An 18,237-nucleotide genomic window follows, 5' to 3' on the forward strand; every position below is an offset into this window, starting at 1 on the left:
AAATCCATTGTGACGCCGGAAAATTCCGGCGATAGATACCCGATGACCGAAAACCGAACTGCATCGCAAAACTATCACACCGCCGTTGTGGGCGGCGGACCTGCCGGGCTGGCCGCAGCCATCGCGCTGGCCCAGGCCGGCGTCGACACAGCCCTGATCGCGCGGCGCTCGCCCTATGCCGACAACCGAACGACCGCCCTGCTCGGCGGCTCGGTGGATTTCCTGCAATCGCTGGACGTCTGGCGGCGCTGCTGCGATGACGCGGCCGCGCTGCGCACCATGCGTCTGGTTGACGACACGCGACGCCTGATCCGCTCGCCGGAGGTGAAGTTCTCGTCGGATGAGATCGGCATGGAGGCGTTCGGCTACAACATCGAGAACCGTTTGCTCATGGTCGCGATGGAAGCGCGCGCGGCCGAATTGCCGAACCTCGTTCGTATCGATGACGAAGCAGAAACCATCGCCACGGGCGTATCGTCAATCGCGATCACGACGAAACAAGGCCAGACGCTCACCGCGGCTCTGGTGGCCGGTGCAGACGGCCGGCATTCGCTCTGCCGGGAGGCCGCGGGCATCGGCGTCAAGCGCCGCGACCTTGGCCAGTCGGCGCTGACCCTGAACGTGACCCACACACGCCCGCACGGAAACTGCTCGACTGAATTTCATACCGAGTCCGGCCCGTGCGTTTTCGTCCCCCTGCCCGGTGAGAGATCCAGTATCGTCTGGGTGCTGAAGCCGGACGAGGCCGAGCGGCTGAAGAGCCTCGATGACCAGGCGCTCGCGATCGCCGCGGAGAAGCAATCGCATTCGATCCTTGGAAAACTCACCGTCGCGCCGGGCCGTCATGTGTTTCCCCTGGCGATCGAGAACCCCGATCATCTCGCAGCGAAACGCATCGCGCTGGTCGGCGAAGCCGCGCATGTGCTGCCGCCGATCGGCGCACAGGGTCTCAATATGGGACTGCGCGATGCTGCCGATCTGGCGGAGATTGTGCGGGATGCACTCCTGACGGGTACCGATCCCGGCGATGACGCGGTGCTGCAACGCTACGCCCGCGCACGGCGCGCCGATGTCTTCAGCCGGACCTTCGCGGTGGACATGGCGAACCGCACGCTGCTCAGCGATTTCCTGCCGGCGCAATCGCTTCGCGCCGCCGGCATGCATATGCTGAATTCGGTCGGCCCGCTCCGCCGGCTCGCAATGCGCGAGGGCTTATCGCCGTCGTGGCGCGGACGATAGTTGCCGCGAGGTATCGGCCTTACCGGACCGGCACCAGATGAACGCGATCGATCGTTCCGCCACTGGCGGCGAAACTCTTCATCGCGGCTTCGATCAACGCATCGACCTTGGCAACATCAAAAGCCGGAGCCGCAGCATTCAGTTCGAGATCGGTTTCGACAACCAGCACCGTCTCCACACCGTCCTTGTCGATTTCAATCGTCGTCCGGATGCTTTTGGCATTGGGATGATTAATCGTCATTGGAGCGCTCCTGCGTTCCGCCGCAGCATATCACAGCCGCGGCGGTTACGGAGCGCCGATGTCTTCAGCCGTACCCTTCGCGACGGACTATCGCCGTCATGGCGGGAGCGTCAGGGGTTAGCTGTCGAAGCCCACGAACACCGTGGCTTCTTCGACTGACTTTCGCTCGGACACCACCGCATTTGCCGGGAAGGTTTCATCCGGCCACCCCAATGCGATGCTTTTCATGATGATTTGATCGTCGGCGATTCCGGCATGCTCACGGACCACCGGTGACTGCATGATGCCCTGGCTGTTGATCACAGCCCCTAGTCCGCGAGACCAGGCGGCATTGACCAGGGCGGTCGCCACCGCGCCGCAATCGAATGGCGTATCGTCGCTGCCGTCCAGCACGCGATCGTAAGTCACGATGATGCAGACAGGCGCGTCGAACTGACGGAATCCGCGCAGAACCCAGTCCTGGCGCATATCCTTGTCATCGCGTGCGATCCCCATTGCGGAGAACAATTGCTTGGCGACGCCAACCTGCCGGTCGCGGTGCGCGCCTGAGAATGCTTGACCTGTCCGGAATTCGCGCGACTGCGGTACGCCCGCCAGCATTCTCTCGGTATTTCCGGCCCTGATTCGATTGAGCGGCTCGCCGGTAACGACGTAGAAATTCCAGGGCTGGGTATTCATCGACGACGGAGCGCGCATCGCCAGATTGATGATTTCCTCAATCAGTTTTCTCGGCACAGGATCCGGTTTGTAGCCGCGAATGCTCCGCCTGCCGAGGATAACGTCATCGAACTGCATTGGCCTGAAATTCCCTGGTGATGATTGAAGGAACTTCATTACTTGCGGTTCAGCAGCCGTCAAGCAAGACGCAGGAGGTGGCACATAGGCGGTATGCCCGGGGCGGAAATCGCCTGCGCAACCTGGCCTCAACATCCCTTGCAGATGCTTTTCACCTTCTTGTCGACGTCCCTGTCTTTCTTGTCGACCCGAGGATCGCCGGTGCCCGTCGCGGCCGAACCTGTCGTGCCAGATCCTGACGGCGCCGCGGTGCCCAGCGAGTTTGTGCCGGGCGAACCTGCGCTGGTGCCGAGCGATCCGCCGCTTGCTGCGCCGGGGGACGATGCACCCGTTGATCCGCCGGAACTACCGCCAGCGCCGCCTGATGCTTGCGCGAGAACAACGGTCGCGCCGCCTATTTGCGCCAGCACCAATACGATTGCGATCAATCTCATTACGACCTCCGATGTCTGAACCCAGCAGTCAATCGGCGGATCGCAAAGATGTTCCGCAATCATGGAACCTGAAGTTTCGTTGCCGGTTGTCGGAACGTAACGCTTCAAGGACCTCGTCATGTCAATTCTGAAATGGGCTTTGATCTTCTTCCTGATCTCCGTCGTCGCCGGTGTCTTCGGTTTCACCGGCATTTCAGCCGCGTCGGCCGACATCGCACGCGTGCTGTTCTACATCTTCGGCGTGATCTTCCTGATCCTGCTGATACTCGGTTTCACGATCTTTCGAGCGTGACGTTCACGGAAATATCACGCCGTTCTTGATCATCCACATCACGCTGGTGAGTGTCACCACGGACACGAACGTGCCGATCAGGACCAGCGTCGAGGCCGGTTCGATCCAGGTGTCGTACTGGCGCGCGATCACGAACACGTTGAGCGCCGGCGGCAATGAGGCCAGCAACAGCGCGGTCGCCGCCCACTCCATCGGGAACGGACCGAGCAGCAGCAGAAGCCCGAGCACGATCAGCGGGTGCAGGATCAGCTTGACCGCGATGACACCCGGCACTTCCCATGGCACCCGCTCGAACGGCCGCAGCGCCACGGTTACGCCAAGCGCGAACAGCGCGACGGGCGCCGCGGCGCTTTGCAGAAACTGAAACGTGTTATCCAGCGCCACGGGCACCGGGACATGGAATGCCGCAACCAGCACGCCGAAATAGGATGCAATAATGAGCGGATGCAGCAGGATTTGTTTGACCACGAGAGCGATGGTCGGCAGTACGGGCCGGCGCTCGCCGTCGGTCAGCACCATCAGGAGCGGCACCGTGGTGAACAGAAAAATGGTGTCGAAGCAGAAGATCAGCGCCACGGGTGCTGCGGCCTTTGCGCCCAGCGTCGCGAGCGCCAGTCCCGGGCCCATATAGCCGATGTTGCCATAGCCGCCGCCGAGGCCCGCCATCGCAGACTCGCGCGTCGACAGCTTTGCGATGAATTTCGTGCCGAACATCGACAGGAAGAAAGCGCTCGCGGTCGCCAGCGTGGTGGCGATCACGAACGGCGGATTGTTCAGTTGCTCGAACGGGGTCCTTGCAAGCGTTCTAAAGAACAGCGCCGGCAGCGACACGTAGAGCAGGAAAAAATTCATCCACTCCAGACCGGCTTCCGGCAGGCGTTTGTACTTCCCGCAGGCGTAGCCGATGAAGATCAGCCCGAAATACGGAAGGGCGAGATTCAGAATATCGATCATTGGGATACGCTTATTATGCCGCGCGGCACCAGAGAACCGACTGCGGCGCAGAGGAGACCCTCACCCGCCCGATTCAGGCGTAAACCCCTAGCATCGGCCACAATCATGGTCTATTCGACGGAGGATGATTAAAGCACGCACCGCCAAGTTTCAGATCGGCCAGATCGTCCGCCACCGGATTTTTTCGTTCCGGGGCGTGATTTACGATATCGATCCGGAATTCAACAACACGGAAGAGTGGTGGCTGTCGATTCCGGAAGAGATGCGGCCCCACAAGGACCAGCCGTTCTACCACTTGCTGGCCGAGAATTCGGAATCCGAGTACGTCGCGTACGTGTCGGAACAGAACCTGCTGCCTGACGAGTCGGGTGAGCCGATCCGGCATTCGCAGGTCGCCGAGATCTTCGTGAAGGACAAGTCTGGCAGCTATCGTCCGCGCAATCCGTCACTGAACTGACGGTTGGCTTCGGCCTAGCCCCGCTTCCGCCCATCCCTCTCCTTCACCAGCGCTTCAAGCTCCTCGGTCTGCTGCGCGATGCGATCGGCATTGCGCTCCTCGTTCTGACCGCCGGACACCGCTGCCGCCTGCTCGATCAGTTGCCGGATATTGTCCCGCACGATGGCGATGCGGTCTTCGAGTTCGGAAAGCGAGAGTGCACTGTAGTCGGACATGAAGTTCTCCTGTGGCGGTGCTCAATGCATCGCTCATTCTGCAACGCGCAGCGAACTATGCCCGTTCCGTAGCCAACAAAAAAGGCGCGCATTGCTGCGCGCCCTTTGTTCGTCTGCGAAAGACCGCGTTACTTCGCGGCGGGATTGGCGGGCGGAGCCGCGTTTTCCAGCTTCTGGCGGGCTTCCGCCGCGCGCTTCTGAAGCTCTTCCTGCAACTTCTTCTGGGTCTCTTCGAAGACCTTCGGATCGGTCGGCGGACCGTCGTAAGCCTTGGGGAATTCGGCAAGCGGAAGCGCCAGCGTCAGCGGCGCGCCGTTGGCATTGATCGCCTGCACGACGAGGTTCTGGCCCTTCTTCATCTGGCCGAGAAGATCCGGGGTCACTTCGTAGTCCGACATACAGCCGTTGGCGAAGCAGATCACGTACGGGCTCTGCAGCGGCGCATTGGCGTCGACGATGATGCGGGTGCCGTGCACGAGCTGCATGCCGAGCGGCAGGGTGACGCGAAGCAGCTTCTTCGGCTCGCCTTCCGGCTCGATGATCACGGCGGCGACGACAGGCTGGCCGGACTCGATGCGGCCGTCCTTGCCGGTGAAACACACCTGCTTGGCGTTGGCGTCCTGGCCCTTCATGCAGAACTTGGTCCAGGGCTGATAGATCAACTGGACCTGCTGGTCGGCAGGAGGCTGCTGCGGAGCACCGTTGGCGGCGGGAGCCTGCTGCTGGGCAGCGGGAGCGGGGGCTTTCGGCGCAGCCTTCGGAGCAGCCTTGGGCGCAGCGGCCTTCGGAGCCGGAGCGCCGGGCGCTGGCGCGGGTGTCTGAGCCTGGGTGCCGGTAATGGTAGCAGCAGCCAAAAAGGCGCCGGCGGTCAAAGCGGCGAACACCCGGCCGCGCGGCGAGGCCTGCGCGGCCAAGATACGGAAATTCATTGTGGAAAACCCTTTCTGAACCTTAACGCCCGCTCCCGCTCGGGGCCCGGACGCCTGTTTGTTCGGCGGCTGTCTCGGAGCCAATTGAGGCGGATACGTGACAGTGCCCGCAGCCTCCCTCGAATAGCCCGCCTTCAATACAACGGCGGACGAAAAGATCAATGCCAACAGTGATATTTGCGGGTTGCAACCCGCATTATCGTGGCCAGACGTGGTAAATTTTCGCGTGAAGTCAGCCGAATCAAACCGGGTGCCATCCGCGGTGCGCCGCAGCGGTCAAAGCTGGGCGCGGAAACTCCGCTGCGTGGCCTTGGTCTGGACGGGACTGACGGCAACGCAGGTCCAGGCTCAGCCAAGTGCTCAACCGGAACGCCAAGCGCCGGTTCCGCTCCACGGTATCGCCATGCACGGGACCCCCGCCCTGCCTGCGAACTTCGCGCAGATGCCGTACGTCAATCCCGACGCCCCTAAAGGCGGCCGGATCATCTTCGGCCTGCTCGGCGCGTTCGACAGCCTCAATCCATTTATCGTGAAAGGGATCGCGGTTCAGCAAGTCCGCGGCTACGTGACCGAAAGCCTGTTGGCGCGCGGCCACGACGAGCCGTTCACGCTGTACGGCCTGCTCGCACAGACAGTCGAGACCGACAACGACCGAACCTACGTCACGTTCCGGCTCAATCCGCTGGCGCGGTTCTCGGACGGCAAGCCGGTGCTGGCGGCTGACGTGCTGTTCTCGTGGCAATTGATGCGCGACAAGGGCCGCCCCAATCACCGGCTGTACTACGCAAAGGTCGAAAAGGCCGAAGCGCTGGATGAGCGCACCGTGCGGTTCGATTTCGGCGGCGCGAAAGACCGCGAATTGCCGCTGATCCTCGGTCTGATGCCGGTCTTCCCCAAGCATGCCATCGATACCGCGACCTTCGAGGAGACGTCCCTCACCGGTCTGATCGGCTCGGGGCCCTACCGGGTCACCGGCGTCCGCGCCGGTCAGAGCGTAACGTTGACGCGCAACCCGGACTATTGGGGCCGCGACCTGCCGATCAACCGCGGTGTGTGGAATTTCGACGAGGTCCGTCTGGACTATTACCGCGAGGCCAACGGCGCGTTTGAAGCGTTCAAGCGCGGCCTCTACGATTTCCGGATCGAGAACGAGCCGCTGCGCTGGCACGAGGGTTACGATTTCGCCGCGGCCCGCAACGGCGAAGTGGTGCGGGATACGGTCAAGCCCGGCACACCGCAGCCGTCGGAGTATCTGATCTTCAACACGCGCCGCCCCGTGTTCGCGGACATCCGCGTGCGGCAGGCGCTTACACTGCTGTTCGACTTTGAGTGGATCAACCGCAACTACTTCTTCGACCTGTACGGGCGCTCTGCGGGCTTCTTCGCAGGGTCCGAACTCTCCGCCTATACCCGTCCGGCGGACGCACGCGAAAAGACACTGCTTGCGCCTTACGCCGCCAGCATCCGCCCCGACATCATGGACGGCAGCTATCGCCTGCCGGTCACCGATGCGTCCGGCCGCGACCGGGTATTGCTGCGCGCGGCACTCACATTGCTGGCGCAAGCCGGATACCAGCTCGATGGAACAGTGCTGCGGCAGAAAGCCAGCCGCAAGCCGCTGACATTCGAGATCCTGGTCACCACCCGCGATCAGGAGCGCATCGCGCTGGCCTATTCCCGCGATCTTAAGCGCGCCGGTATCGATGTGTCGGTGCGCGCGGTGGACGGCGTGCAGTTCGACCAGCGCCGGCTCGCTTTCGATTTCGACATGATCCAGAACCGCTGGGACCAGTCGCTCTCGCCGGGCAACGAACAGGCTTTCTACTGGGGCAGCGCCGCTGCCGACAATCAGGGCACCCGCAACTACATGGGCGCGAAATCCCCAGCCGTCGACGCCATGATCGCCGCGCTGCTCGAGGAGCGCGAGCAAACCGCCTTCGTGTCCGCCGTCCGCGCCCTCGACAGGGCGCTGATCTCGGGCTTCTACGCTATCCCGCTTTATAACGTTCAGCAGCAATGGCTCGCACGGTGGAATCGGATAGAACGGCCAAGGGTGACCGCGGTCTCAGGCTTTCTGCCGGAGACGTGGTGGTCCAAACCGGGCATGAAAGCGCCGTAAGCCCAAGATTGATGCAGTAACGCAGTGAGCGAGACCTTGCAGACCGCACCGACCTCAGCAGCGACCTCATCCGGCGCGCCGCTGACGCTCGACGATCTGTTCCGGCGCACGGTGCTGCGTCAGCCCGATGCCATTGCGCTGATCGATCCGCCGAACAAGCATCGCGTCACCGGCACCCAGCCGCAGAAATTGACCTTTGCGCAGGCTGATCAGGCGGTCTCAGCCATCGCCGCACGTTTTGTCGAGGCGGGGTTGCCGCCGGGCTCGATCATCGCCTTGCAGATGCCGAACACCATAGAGTTCGCGCTGACGGTACTGGCGGCGCTTCGTGCCGGTCTGGTGGCGGCGCTGCTGCCGCAGCTCTGGCGGCAATCGGAACTGACCGGGGCGCTGAACCGGATCGGTGCGCGTGCCATTGTCGGCGTCAGCCGTATCGAGATCGTCGATCATGCCGAACTGGCATTGAACGCAGCCGTTGAAGCCTTTTCGATCCGCCATGTGTTCGGCTTCGGCAACGATCTGCCCGAAGGCATGTCGCCGCTTGAAATCACAACGAGCGGCATGAACGGCTGGCTGCCGCCCGCGGCGCCGGATGCGCGCAGACCGGCGATCATTACGTTCGACGTCACGGCGGAGGGACTTCGCGCGATCCCGCGCAACCATTTGCAGTTGATTTCCGGCGGTCTTGCGATTTTCCTCGAAGCGGGCCTACCGCAGGGCGCGCGACTGTTGTCCGCCATTGCGCCGGCCTCGTTCGCCGGTTGCGTCTCGTCCGTGGTGACCTGGCTCCTGAGCGGTGGATCGCTCGCGCTGCATCACCCGGCTGATTTGCAGGTTCTCGAACAACAGATCGTCGACGAGCATCATGACACCCTGATCGCGCCTGCCCTGCTTGCGATCCGTCTGGCGGAGAGCGGCACGCTCGCGCGGCCCCAGGTTGCGATCAGGAATGTCGTCGGCCTGTGGCGCACGCCGGACCGCGTGATGGCGAGCGAGGACTGGCAAGACACCGGCACGACGCTCACAGACGTCTACCTGTTCGGCGAGGCCGGATTGTTCGCCGCGCGCCGTCTCAGCGATGGTTCGCCGGTGCCCATCAAGCCCGGATCGTTCAGCGCACCACTTGGTGCGGCAAGTTCGAAAGCCATCGGCGAGATCATCGTCACGCCGAAGGCGACGCTCGCGCTGCGCGGAACGATGGTGCCGGTCGCAGCCTATCGTCCAGCGCCGGGAGAGTCTCTTGTGGAGACTGCCGCTCCCGACTACGTCGATACAGGATACGCTGCGCATCTTGATCGCACGACAGGCGCTATCGGCATCACCGCACCGCCTGTCGGTCTCGTCGGCGTCGGCGGCTATCGCTTTCTCGCGCAGGATCTTGAGTCATGGGCGAAGCGGCTCGCGGCTGGCGCGATGCTGACCGCATTGCCTGATCAACTCAACGGCTTTCGCCTCGCCGGACGCGCCGGCGACAACCGCCGCGCGCGCGAAGCGCTTGGCCAGCTTGGACTTAATCCGCTCATGGTCGATGCGTTTCGCGACCGGTCCAGCGGAACCTGAGTCCGCCGTTTCATCGGTCGTATTGACCTGCCATTAACAGCCGCGGCCTAGGGTGACGGTTCGCGAGTCCGCTCAGTTTTGCGGCGCTGTTCCACGGTTTCTGTGAGTCACTACGCTATGTCACAGCAAGGCCCGATCGTCACTGTCTCAAATCGGGAAGGCCGGACCCTCGCCGACGCGATCGCGCAGGTGAAGACGTTTCCGCTGGTGGATGTCTCCTGGGCTGACGCAGCCGACGCCGTCGCAAGGCTGCGGCCGGCGGCCGTGCTTGCCGCGGATACCGGCGGTCACGAGGCCGCATTGGCGCATCTGGCAAAACAGGCGGCGCAGGCTGATCCCTACGTACCGGTCATCGCCGTCGATCCCGGCAACGTGTTGCCGCAGAATGTTCTCCCGTTCACGCAAACCGGCCACAACGCCGAGCGGCTGGTCAGCCGTCTCAACGCTGCGTTGCGCGTGCGCGCCCTGCACGTCACGCTGCTGCGCCGCATGGCCAACGACCGTTCCACGTCCACCCGTATGCCGACGAGCGATCCGATCAACGATGCAACGGTCCTGCTGATCGGACGCGGCGCGGGGTATCCCGCCCTGTCGGTCGCGCTCGGTGAGCAGATGGGGGTCGTCGGCGCGCTCAGCATCGAGGCTGCCGCCAAGCATCTCAATGCACGCGAGCTCGACGGCATCATCATCGGTGACGGTTTCACGCTGCGCGTGCTCGACGCCTTTCTGACTGTGCTGTCGGAAGATTCCCGGTTCCGGAATCTTCCGGTTCTGGTCGGAAGCGGATCGGGGCTGACCACGGGCTACGACCTGCCCAATCTTGAAATCTCCCACGGCGATCCGCAAACGGTCGCGGCCCACGCCGTTCCGCTGATCCGGCAACAGGCGTTCGAGTCCCGCATCGGGCGCGCGCTGAAATCGATCGATGTCGGCGGCCTGCTCGATCCGCGCACCGGATTGCTCAACGAAGACGCCTTCACCCGCGATTTCGAGACTGCCGTGACCGACACCCAGACGCGCGGCGCAGGATTGTCCGTCGCCCGCATCACCTTCGCGCACGGTTCGATCTCCGAACGCATGCGCCTCGACGCCGCGCGGATACTCAGCCGGCTGATGCGGCGGATGGATTTCGCGACGCTGGACGAAGAAGGCGCAATCGTTGTCGTCTTCGCCGAAACCGACCTGCGCAACGCACACGCCATCGCGCGGCGGCTGACCAGCGTTCTGAAGCACACCATGTACAGCACCAAACGCGACCAGCGGCTCGATCCGCAGGTGACGCTGGCGACGCTGATGCCCGGTGACACGGCGGCCGCGATTCTCCGCAGGCTTCGGGCCGAGGCACACCGGGTCGCGTCCTAAAGAATTTTACTTTCGATATCGTCAGGAACAATCGCACCGGCTTTGCATTGGTGAGCCTCTATTCCCTTTGGAGGATACCATGAAGAAGATTGCACTCGTCGCCGCGTCGCTGGCCGTTCTCGCCGGTCCGGCACTCGCCCAGACCAGCGGAACTGCTCCCGCTGAAGCCAAATTCTCGACCGTCGCGAAGGACGAGATGTTCAGCTCGAAGCTCAAGGGTCTGAACGTCTACAACCAGAAGGATGAAAAGGTCGGCGAAATCACCGATCTTGCCATCGGCAAGGGCGAGCAGATTCAGGCCATGATCCTGTCCGTCGGCGGGTTCCTCGGCGTCGGCGAGCATTACGTCGCCGTGTCGCCCTCGTCCGTGCGTGTGAGCTACAACAAGGACAAGGACACCTGGACTGCGAAGATGAACACCACCAAGGAGGCGCTGAAGGCCGCGCCTGAGTTCAAGTATCCGAAGTAAGGATCAGCCCGCCCCGTCATTGCGAGGAGCGCAGCGACGAAGCAATCCATTCCTTTGTTATGCAAAGATGGATTGCTTCGCTTCGCTCGCAATGACGGTATGACGCTGTCGTTCAAATCGCGCTGTCTTTTGCCACCTAGGCCGCCTTCTTGCCCTCGGCCAGATTGGCGAGATCGCGCAGGATCGTGGTCGTGCCTTCGACGCGCTCTTCCGCCGTCTCCCATTCCTGGAAGAACACCACCTTCATGTCCGGGCGGACCTTGGCGGCCTTGCCGTGGCGGCTGATGAAGAACATGAGCCGGTCGGGATGCGCGAATGAGTTGTCGCGGAACGTAATGACCGCGCCCTTCGGCCCGGCATCGACCTTCTCGATATTGGCGCGGCGGCAATAGGCCTTGATCGCTGCAATCTTGAACAGCCAGCGCACCTCGTCCGGCAGCGGACCAAAGCGGTCGCGCAGTTCCGCGCCGAAATTCTCGATCGCGTCGTCTGTGTCCAGATCCGCAAGGCGGCGATACAGCGACAGCCGGATTGACAGATCCGCAACGTAGTCCTCAGGAATGAGCACCGGCATACCGAGCGTGATCTGCGGCGACCAGCGATCCGCCACCGGCTCGGAGATGCCGGCCTTGAGCGACAGGATCGCCTCCTCCAGCATCGATTGATACAGTTCGAAGCCGACTTCCTTGATGTGACCCGACTGTTCTTCGCCGAGGAGATTGCCTGCGCCGCGAATGTCGAGATCGTGCGACGCAAGCTGGAAGCCCGCGCCGAGGTTGTCCAGCGACTGAAGCACCTTGAGGCGGCGTTCGGCCTGCGCGGTGATCTTGTGCGTGGAGGGTAGCGTGAACAAGGCGTAGGCGCGCAGCTTCGAGCGGCCGACGCGTCCGCGCAACTGATAGAGCTGGGCCAGGCCGAACATGTCGGCACGATGCACGATCAGCGTATTCGCGGATGGAATGTCGAGGCCGGACTCGACGATCGTGGTCGAGAGCAGCACGTCGTACTTGCCGTCGTAGAACGCGGACATGATGTCCTCGATCACGGTGGGCGGCATCTGGCCATGCGCAACCGCGACCTTCATTTCCGGCACATGCTTGTCGAGGAAGTCCTTCACCTCGGCGAGGTATTCGATGCGCGGGACGACATAGAACGCCTGACCGCCGCGATACCGCTCACGGAGCAAGGCCTCGCGTATCATCAGCGGATCGTGCGGCGCGACGAAGGTGCGCACCGCAAGGCGATCAACCGGCGGGGACGCGATGATCGACAATTCGCGGACACCGGTCAGCGCCAGTTGCAGCGTGCGCGGGATCGGCGTTGCGGAAAGCGTCAGCACGTGAACCTCGGCGCGGAGCTGCTTCAGCCGTTCCTTGTGCGACACGCCGAAATGCTGCTCCTCGTCGACGATCAGGAGGCCGAGGTCCTTGAACTTGATGCTCTTGCCGAGCAGCGCATGGGTGCCGACGATGATGTCGATCTTGCCCTCGGCGAGGTCCTTCTTGACCTGCGTCATCTGCTTTGGCGCAACCAGTCGCGAGGCCTGCGCTACATTCACGGGGAACCCCTTGAAGCGCTCGGTGAAGGTCTTGGTGTGCTGCCGCGCCAGCAGCGTGGTCGGCACCACGACGGCGACCTGCTTGCCGTCCAGCGCCACGGCGAACGCCGCACGCAGCGCCACTTCCGTCTTGCCGAAGCCGACATCGCCGCAAATCAGGCGGTCCATCGGACGTCCGAGATCGAGGTCATGCAGCGCGGAATTGATCGCGCCAAGCTGGTCCTCGGTTTCCTCGTAGGGGAACCGCGCACAGAATTCGTCGTAGGTGCCCTGATGCACCGGGAATTTCGGCGCCTCGTGGACATGCCGCTCGGCCGCGATCTTGATGAGTTCGCCCGCGATTTCGCGGATGCGGTTCTTGAGCTTGGCCTTGCGCGCCTGCCATCCGCCGCCGCCGAGCTTGTCCAGTTCGACATTTGTCTGGTCGGAGCCGTAGCGCGACAGCAGTTCGATGTTCTCGACCGGGAGAAACAGCTTGGTCTCGTTGGCGTAGTGGAGTTCGAGGCAGTCATGCGGTGCACCGCCCACCTGCAGCGTCTGCAAGCCGACGAACCGTCCGATGCCGTGCTCGACGTGAACGACGATGTCGTCGGTCGCCAGCGACGTCACTTCGGAAATGAAGTTGTCGAGTTTGCGGCTCGCCTTGCGCGGACGCACCAGCCTGTCGCCGAGAATGTCCTGCTCGGTGATGAGCGCGATGTTCTCGGTCTCGAAGCCGGATTCGAGGCCGATCACCGCCAGCATGGTCTCGTTGCGTGGCGTCGCCTGCACCGCGCGCCATGAGTTGACGCTGGTGGTGTTGAGCAGCTTGTGGTCCTTGAGCATGCTCGCCATGCGGTCGCGCGAGCCCTCCGACCACAGCGCGACGACGACTTTCTTGCGCGCAGCCTGCAGGCCGTTGATATGCGCCACCACGCCTTCGAACACGTTGACCTTGCTGTCCCCGCGCTCCGGCGCGAAGTCGCGTCCCTGCCGCGCGCCGACGTCGATCACGCCCTCACCCTCGGGCAGCGCGAACGGTGTCAGCCGCGCCAGCGCGCTATCAGCAAGCAGCGAAGTCCATTCGGGTTCAGTGAGATAGAGCCGGTCCGGCGGCAGCGGGTTGTAGATCGCGCCGCCACCCGGCGTGTCCATCGCCTCGCGCCGCGCTTCGTAATAGTCATTGATCTGGGTGAAGCGTTCGCGCGCGGCATCCTCGGCCAGCGGCTCCATCACGATGGGCGCCGCGCCGAGATAGTCGAACAGCGTGTCCATCCGCTCCTGAAAAAGCGGCAGCCAGTGCTCCATGCCGGGATGCTTGCGGCCTTCGCTCACCGCCTCATAAAGCATGTCGTCGCGGTCCGGCGCGCCGAACTGCGCGACATAGCCCATGCGGAAACGCTTGATGGTTTCCGTGACCAACTGGAATTCCGAAACCGGCACCAGATCCAGTCCGCGCATGTCGAGCAGCGTGCGCTGGGATTCCGCGTCAAAGGTGCGGATCGATTCCAGCGTGTCGCCGAAGAAGTCGAACCGCACCGGCTGGTCGAGCCCAGCCGGAAACAGATCGAGGATACCGCCACGCACGGCGTATTCACCCGGCTCGCGCACCGTCGACGTGCGGTTGTAGCCATTGTGCTCGAGCCAACCTGCGATGTTGTCCATCGGGACCCGATGCCCCGGCGCGACCGATAGCGCCTGTGCTGCGACCACCTCCCGCGCCGGCACGCGCTGAACGATGGCGTTGACCGTGGTCAGCACGATCAGCGGCTTCTCGCTGCCCTGAAGGCGTGAAAGTTTGGCCAGCGTGGTCAGCCGCTGCGCCAGAATGCCGCCGTGGGGCGAGACGCGGTCGTAGGGCTGGCAATCCCATGCCGGAAACTGCATCACCGACAGGTCGGGCGCGAAAAACTCCAGCGCGCGCGCCAGTTGCGCCATGCGCGGGCCGTCGCGGCAAACCACTGCAAGGCTGATCGCGGGCGGATTCGGCTTGGCCGCGACCGCGCGCGCCATATCCGAGACGACCAGACCTTCCGCGCCCTCGGCAACGTTCGACAGCGTCAGCGCGTGGCCGGCGCGAAGCAGTTGCGCGGGCGATCGCGTCGGTGATTTCATGAGCGCTGGCCTGCGTCGAGGAACTGCTTGATGCGCACGAAGATGCCGTTGGCATAGTCCCCCGGCAGCGACTGGCTGCCGCTGAACGCCGCATACAGATCGGGATCGGGCAGTTCGATCAGACGTTCGAGATCGGCAATGTCCCCGTCGCTCAGATCGGCAATCCGGGCATCGGCGAAGCCGCCGAGGATCATATCCATCTCGCGCGTGCCGCGATGCCAGCAGCGAAACAGCAGCCGCTTGCGCCGATCATCGAGGCCATCGCTCGATCGTGTCGTTCCCGTCATGTCCGTCACTTTCTCCAACGCAAAAAGCCCGGACGGTGCCGGGGAGGCTGATATAGCTGTCAGAATTGATGCTGTCAGTAATTTCCTGCGCGTGCGTGTTGCGCTTGGACGTCATAGCGGGGTGGCGAGCCCTTGTGGCCGTCATTGCGAGGAGCTCTTGCGACGAAGCAATCCAGTTCTTCATGTATGATACAAGGGAATCTGGATTGCTTCGCTTCGCTCGCAATGACGTGGGGCGGCGATTCGGACTGAAATTCCGCTTTAGGTTCTTTAATGCGCCCGTCCCTGCTCAATCCCCTGTTCGCGCCGGTCACGAGCCTTACAGGCGTGGGGCCGAAGCAGGACAAGCTGTTTCGCTATCTGCTTGACCGCAGCGAGACACCGCGGCTGGTGGATCTGCTGCTGCATCTGCCGACCAATGTGATCGACCGCCGCACGCGGCCGACCATCGCCGAGGCTGTTCCTGGAACCGTGGTGACGCTGGAAGTTACCATCGATCGTCACCGCCCCGCGCCGCCCGGCCGCTCGCGCGCGCCGCATCTGGTCTACGCCAGCGACGAGACCGGCGACGTGGTGCTGACCTACTTCCGCGCAAAGCCTGAATACATCGAGAAGCTGCTGCCGAAGGGCGAGAAGCGTTTCGTGTCCGGCACCGCGCAGATGTTCGACGGCACCTTGCAGATCGTGCATCCCGACCGGGTGGTGGACGAGGAAGGCCTCGCCAAACTGCCGCAGATCGACACGGTGTATCCGCTGACCGAAGGCCTCGCCATCGGCTCGATCCGCCGCGCCATGGCGCAGGCGCTGCAAAAACTGCCCGACCTGCCGGAGTGGATCAGTCCCGAAGTGCTCCGCCGCTGCAAGTTTCCGCCGATCGCAGAAGCGCTGCACCGTGTTCACGAGCCTGTAGAACTTACCGACATCCTGCCGCAGAATCCGTACTGGTCGCGGCTCGCGTTCGATGAACTGCTCGCGGGACAACTCGCGCTGGCGCTGGTTCGTGCGCAGCTTCGCCGTCCTGCAGGCGTGCGCAATGCCGGCGACGGACACCTGCGCCACAAAATCATCGATGCCCTGCCCTACGCGCTGACCAGTTCGCAGCAGGAAGCGGCGAAAGCCATTGCCAGCGATCTCAACCAGCCGGTCCGCATGTTGCGTTTGCTGCAAGGCGATGTCGGCTCCGGCAAAACCGTCGTGGCGCTGCTGGCCGCGGCTGCCGTTGCAGAGACCGGCAAGCAGGCGGCGCTGATGGCGCCGACGGAAATCCTTGCGCGGCAACACATCAAGACCATTGCTCCGTTGGCGGAGCGGGCCGGACTACGCGTCGCCATTCTCACGGGGCGCGAGAAAGGCAAGGAACGGCGCGAGATCATCGCCGGACTTGCGGACGGCGAGATCGATCTGCTGGTCGGCACCCATGCGCTGATCCAGGACGACGTGATATTCAAGGATCTGGCGCTCGCCGTGGTCGATGAACAGCATCGTTTCGGTGTGCGCGAGCGTCTGGCGCTGACCGAGAAAGGCGATGCCGTCGACGTGCTGGTGCTGAGCGCCACGCCGATCCCGCGCACGCTGGTGCTCACCTACTTCGGCGATATGGATATTTCGGAACTCCGCGAGAAGCCCGCAGGCCGCCAGCCGATCGACACCCGCGCGGTCGCCAAGAGCCGCATTCGCGAAGTCGTCGATGGCCTCGACCGCGCCCTGGAGTCGGGCAAACGCGCCTACTGGATCTGTCCGCTGGTCGAGGAATCCGACGCGGAAGGCCACGATCACCTCACCAACGCAACGCAAAGGTTCGAGAGTTTGCAAAAGCGGTTCGGCGATCGCGCCGGGCTGGTGCACGGCCAGATGAAAGGCGCCGAGAAGGATCGCGTCATGGCGCAGTTCGCAGCCGGTGAAATCCAGCTTCTGGTGGCGACAACGGTGGTCGAAGTCGGCGTCGATGTCCCGCAGGCAACCATCATGGTGATCGAGAACGCCGAGCGCTTCGGGCTGGCGCAACTGCATCAGTTGCGCGGGCGCATCGGGCGCGGCTCGGAAGCCTCGACCTGCATCCTGCTCTATCATGAACCGCTGACGGAAATGTCCGGCGCCCGGCTCAAGGTGATCCGCGAAACCACGGACGGCTTTCGCATCGCCGAGGAAGATCTGCGCCTGCGCGGCGAAGGCGAAGTGCTCGGCACGCGCCAGAGCGGCCTGCCCGGCTATCGCATCGCGCGGCCCGAAGTCCACGCGCAATTGATCGCACAGGCGCGCGACGAGGCGGTACGGATCATGCAGGATAATCCGAAGCTCAAGGGCGAGCGCGGTGAAGCGCTGCGATGCCTGCTGTACCTCTATGAACGCGACGAAGCATTGCCGTTGATCGGCGCGGGTTAGTCGACCTTCGCCGGGTCCGGTGTTTGCGATGCCGTTGCCACGCGCGCGGCATTGGCCATCTCCGCCAGCGCGTTGACTTTCTTCTGGGCGTCGCTGCCCGGCTGGACCACGCCCGCCGACATGATCAAGGTCGCTGCGGCGTCGGTGCTCATATCGACTTCGATAAGTTTGGACTTCGGAACGTAGAAGAAGAAGCCGGTGGTCGGGTTCGGCGCACACGGCAGAAACACCGAGATGAACTCGTCGTTTTGCGGAAGCTTCGTGGCGATCTCAGTGCTCGGCGGCTGGGAGATCAGCACGATCGACCACATGCCCGGCGATGGGAACTCTACCAGACCGACCTTGCGGAAGCTCGATCCGTTGCCCGAGAACAGCGTCTCGAACACCTGCTTGAGGCCGCGATAGATTGCCCGTACGACCGGCATACGGCCGAGCAGCCCTTCGCCGAATTCGACCAGCGTTCGCCCGATCAGGTTGGCCGCGAGGAAGCCGAGGAACGTCAGCGCGAACACGGCGACGATCAGACCCGACCCCGGCAGACCGAACGGCAGATAGGTCTCGGGACGATAGGCGACCGGCACGAACGGCCGAACGATTCCATCGACCCAGGTGACGAACCACCAGACCAGATAGATCGTTATCGCGATGGGACCGGCAATGATCAGGCCGGTGAGGAAATAGTTGCGGAGCCGCGCCATCGCACCGCGCGGCGCGCCGGCCGGCGGTACGGGCGGCAGGCCTCCCGGAATCATGTTGGGGCTAGTCTCATTCATTGGCGAGCCAAATCATCCTCAAGCGAAACACTTGTGCGTATTCTGATCGCAAAACCGGTGTCCACTTTGCGGAACAC

General features: G+C 63.3%; 17 protein-coding genes. 8 read left to right on the forward strand and 9 right to left on the reverse strand.

Annotation, left to right across the window (positions count from 1 at the left end; translation table 11 throughout):
- The first annotated feature begins 42 nt into the window (after positions 1-42).
- The gene (locus tag AC1RM7_RS03100; protein ID WP_024919295.1) at positions 43-1,239 is read left to right on the forward strand and encodes a UbiH/UbiF family hydroxylase; all 1,197 of its coding nucleotides are present in this window, start codon (positions 43-45) and stop codon (positions 1,237-1,239) included.
- A gap of 19 nt (positions 1,240-1,258) precedes the next feature.
- Here AC1RM7_RS03100 and AC1RM7_RS03105 read toward each other — a convergent pair whose 3' ends face one another.
- The 3 genes from AC1RM7_RS03105 to AC1RM7_RS03115 form a co-directional block, all read right to left on the reverse strand.
- The gene (locus AC1RM7_RS03105; protein WP_006020607.1) at positions 1,259-1,480 is read right to left on the reverse strand and encodes a hypothetical protein; all 222 of its coding nucleotides are present in this window, start codon (positions 1,478-1,480) and stop codon (positions 1,259-1,261) included.
- Positions 1,481-1,597: 117 nt separating this feature from the next.
- Complete coding sequence (locus AC1RM7_RS03110) at positions 1,598-2,275, reverse strand: nitroreductase (protein WP_006020608.1); 678 nt, start codon at positions 2,273-2,275, stop codon at positions 1,598-1,600.
- Between the two features lie 128 nt (positions 2,276-2,403).
- Entirely contained in the window at positions 2,404-2,709 is a 306-nt protein-coding gene (locus AC1RM7_RS03115; RefSeq protein WP_024919296.1) for a hypothetical protein, read from the reverse strand.
- A 118-nt stretch (positions 2,710-2,827) separates the two neighbouring features.
- On the opposite strand from AC1RM7_RS03115, the gene AC1RM7_RS03120 reads away from it, so the two are divergent.
- Positions 2,828-3,001, forward strand: coding sequence for a DUF1328 domain-containing protein (locus AC1RM7_RS03120; RefSeq protein ID WP_006020610.1), 174 nt, complete (start codon positions 2,828-2,830; stop codon positions 2,999-3,001).
- Positions 3,002-3,004: 3 nt separating this feature from the next.
- Here AC1RM7_RS03120 and AC1RM7_RS03125 read toward each other — a convergent pair whose 3' ends face one another.
- Positions 3,005-3,955: an AEC family transporter gene (locus AC1RM7_RS03125; protein WP_024919297.1), complete on the reverse strand. Its 951-nt coding sequence runs from the start codon at positions 3,953-3,955 to the stop codon at positions 3,005-3,007.
- A 124-nt stretch (positions 3,956-4,079) separates the two neighbouring features.
- Here AC1RM7_RS03125 and hspQ point away from each other — a divergent pair, with 124 nt between their 5' ends.
- On the forward strand, positions 4,080-4,412 hold the full coding sequence (gene hspQ, locus AC1RM7_RS03130) for a heat shock protein HspQ (protein ID WP_006020612.1): 333 nt from the start codon (positions 4,080-4,082) through the stop codon (positions 4,410-4,412).
- A 14-nt stretch (positions 4,413-4,426) separates the two neighbouring features.
- Here hspQ and AC1RM7_RS03135 read toward each other — a convergent pair whose 3' ends face one another.
- Together AC1RM7_RS03135 and AC1RM7_RS03140 are read right to left on the reverse strand one after the other, a co-directional pair.
- Positions 4,427-4,627 carry a hypothetical protein gene (locus AC1RM7_RS03135; RefSeq protein ID WP_006020613.1) on the reverse strand — a complete coding sequence of 67 codons (201 nt, stop codon included), beginning with the start codon at positions 4,625-4,627 and terminating at the stop codon, positions 4,427-4,429.
- Between the two features lie 128 nt (positions 4,628-4,755).
- Positions 4,756-5,556, reverse strand: coding sequence for an invasion associated locus B family protein (locus tag AC1RM7_RS03140; RefSeq protein WP_006020614.1), 801 nt, complete (start codon positions 5,554-5,556; stop codon positions 4,756-4,758).
- A gap of 403 nt (positions 5,557-5,959) precedes the next feature.
- Here AC1RM7_RS03140 and AC1RM7_RS03145 point away from each other — a divergent pair, with 403 nt between their 5' ends.
- The 4 genes from AC1RM7_RS03145 (at position 5,960) to AC1RM7_RS03160 (ending at position 11,066) form a co-directional block, all read left to right on the forward strand.
- On the forward strand, positions 5,960-7,675 hold the full coding sequence (locus AC1RM7_RS03145; protein ID WP_024919298.1) for an extracellular solute-binding protein: 1,716 nt from the start codon (positions 5,960-5,962) through the stop codon (positions 7,673-7,675).
- A gap of 36 nt (positions 7,676-7,711) precedes the next feature.
- Complete coding sequence (locus tag AC1RM7_RS03150) at positions 7,712-9,235, forward strand: class I adenylate-forming enzyme family protein (protein ID WP_024919299.1); 1,524 nt, start codon at positions 7,712-7,714, stop codon at positions 9,233-9,235.
- A gap of 117 nt (positions 9,236-9,352) precedes the next feature.
- On the forward strand, positions 9,353-10,597 hold the full coding sequence (locus AC1RM7_RS03155; RefSeq protein WP_024919300.1) for a hypothetical protein: 1,245 nt from the start codon (positions 9,353-9,355) through the stop codon (positions 10,595-10,597).
- Positions 10,598-10,676: 79 nt separating this feature from the next.
- Positions 10,677-11,066, forward strand: coding sequence for a PRC-barrel domain-containing protein (locus AC1RM7_RS03160; protein ID WP_006020618.1), 390 nt, complete (start codon positions 10,677-10,679; stop codon positions 11,064-11,066).
- Between the two features lie 136 nt (positions 11,067-11,202).
- Here the strand turns inward: AC1RM7_RS03160 and mfd are convergent, their stop codons facing one another.
- Positions 11,203-14,718: a transcription-repair coupling factor gene (gene mfd / locus AC1RM7_RS03165; RefSeq protein ID WP_024919301.1), complete on the reverse strand. Its 3,516-nt coding sequence runs from the start codon at positions 14,716-14,718 to the stop codon at positions 11,203-11,205.
- Complete coding sequence (locus tag AC1RM7_RS03170; RefSeq protein WP_024919302.1) at positions 14,715-15,005, reverse strand: FAD assembly factor SdhE; 291 nt, start codon at positions 15,003-15,005, stop codon at positions 14,715-14,717. The genes mfd and AC1RM7_RS03170 overlap by 4 nt, the downstream gene beginning before the upstream one ends.
- Positions 15,006-15,278: 273 nt before the next feature.
- Here AC1RM7_RS03170 and recG point away from each other — a divergent pair, with 273 nt between their 5' ends.
- Complete coding sequence (gene recG, locus AC1RM7_RS03175) at positions 15,279-17,387, forward strand: ATP-dependent DNA helicase RecG (RefSeq protein WP_024919303.1); 2,109 nt, start codon at positions 15,279-15,281, stop codon at positions 17,385-17,387.
- On the opposite strand, the gene AC1RM7_RS03180 is transcribed toward recG, so the two are convergent.
- Positions 17,384-18,139, reverse strand: coding sequence for a DUF502 domain-containing protein (locus tag AC1RM7_RS03180; RefSeq protein ID WP_444826142.1), 756 nt, complete (start codon positions 18,137-18,139; stop codon positions 17,384-17,386). The two genes, recG and AC1RM7_RS03180, sit on opposite strands and share 4 nt — an antisense overlap.
- Positions 18,140-18,237 lie beyond the last annotated feature (98 nt).

The sequence above is a fragment of the Afipia sp. GW822-FHT03D08 genome, assembly GCF_058801645.1.

Excerpts from the sequence above, each read along its gene's own strand:
- AC1RM7_RS03160 (WP_006020618.1), top strand. The coding sequence starts at position 10,677 with ATGAAGAAGATTGCACTCGTCGCCGCGTCGCTGGCCGTTCTCGCCGGT.
- AC1RM7_RS03135 (WP_006020613.1), bottom strand. The coding sequence starts at position 4,627 with ATGTCCGACTACAGTGCACTCTCGCTTTCCGAACTCGAAGACCGCATC.
- AC1RM7_RS03120 (WP_006020610.1), top strand. The coding sequence starts at position 2,828 with ATGTCAATTCTGAAATGGGCTTTGATCTTCTTCCTGATCTCCGTCGTC.
- AC1RM7_RS03170 (WP_024919302.1), bottom strand. The coding sequence starts at position 15,005 with ATGACGGGAACGACACGATCGAGCGATGGCCTCGATGATCGGCGCAAG.
- AC1RM7_RS03110 (WP_006020608.1), bottom strand. The coding sequence starts at position 2,275 with ATGCAGTTCGATGACGTTATCCTCGGCAGGCGGAGCATTCGCGGCTAC.
- AC1RM7_RS03180 (WP_444826142.1), bottom strand. The coding sequence starts at position 18,139 with ATGATTCCGGGAGGCCTGCCGCCCGTACCGCCGGCCGGCGCGCCGCGC.
- AC1RM7_RS03145 (WP_024919298.1), top strand. The coding sequence starts at position 5,960 with ATGCACGGGACCCCCGCCCTGCCTGCGAACTTCGCGCAGATGCCGTAC.
- mfd (WP_024919301.1), bottom strand. The coding sequence starts at position 14,718 with ATGAAATCACCGACGCGATCGCCCGCGCAACTGCTTCGCGCCGGCCAC.
- recG (WP_024919303.1), top strand. The coding sequence starts at position 15,279 with ATGCGCCCGTCCCTGCTCAATCCCCTGTTCGCGCCGGTCACGAGCCTT.
- AC1RM7_RS03100 (WP_024919295.1), top strand. The coding sequence starts at position 43 with ATGACCGAAAACCGAACTGCATCGCAAAACTATCACACCGCCGTTGTG.
- AC1RM7_RS03115 (WP_024919296.1), bottom strand. The coding sequence starts at position 2,709 with ATGAGATTGATCGCAATCGTATTGGTGCTGGCGCAAATAGGCGGCGCG.
- AC1RM7_RS03125 (WP_024919297.1), bottom strand. The coding sequence starts at position 3,955 with ATGATCGATATTCTGAATCTCGCCCTTCCGTATTTCGGGCTGATCTTC.
- AC1RM7_RS03105 (WP_006020607.1), bottom strand. The coding sequence starts at position 1,480 with ATGACGATTAATCATCCCAATGCCAAAAGCATCCGGACGACGATTGAA.
- AC1RM7_RS03155 (WP_024919300.1), top strand. The coding sequence starts at position 9,353 with ATGTCACAGCAAGGCCCGATCGTCACTGTCTCAAATCGGGAAGGCCGG.
- hspQ (WP_006020612.1), top strand. The coding sequence starts at position 4,080 with ATGATTAAAGCACGCACCGCCAAGTTTCAGATCGGCCAGATCGTCCGC.
- AC1RM7_RS03140 (WP_006020614.1), bottom strand. The coding sequence starts at position 5,556 with ATGAATTTCCGTATCTTGGCCGCGCAGGCCTCGCCGCGCGGCCGGGTG.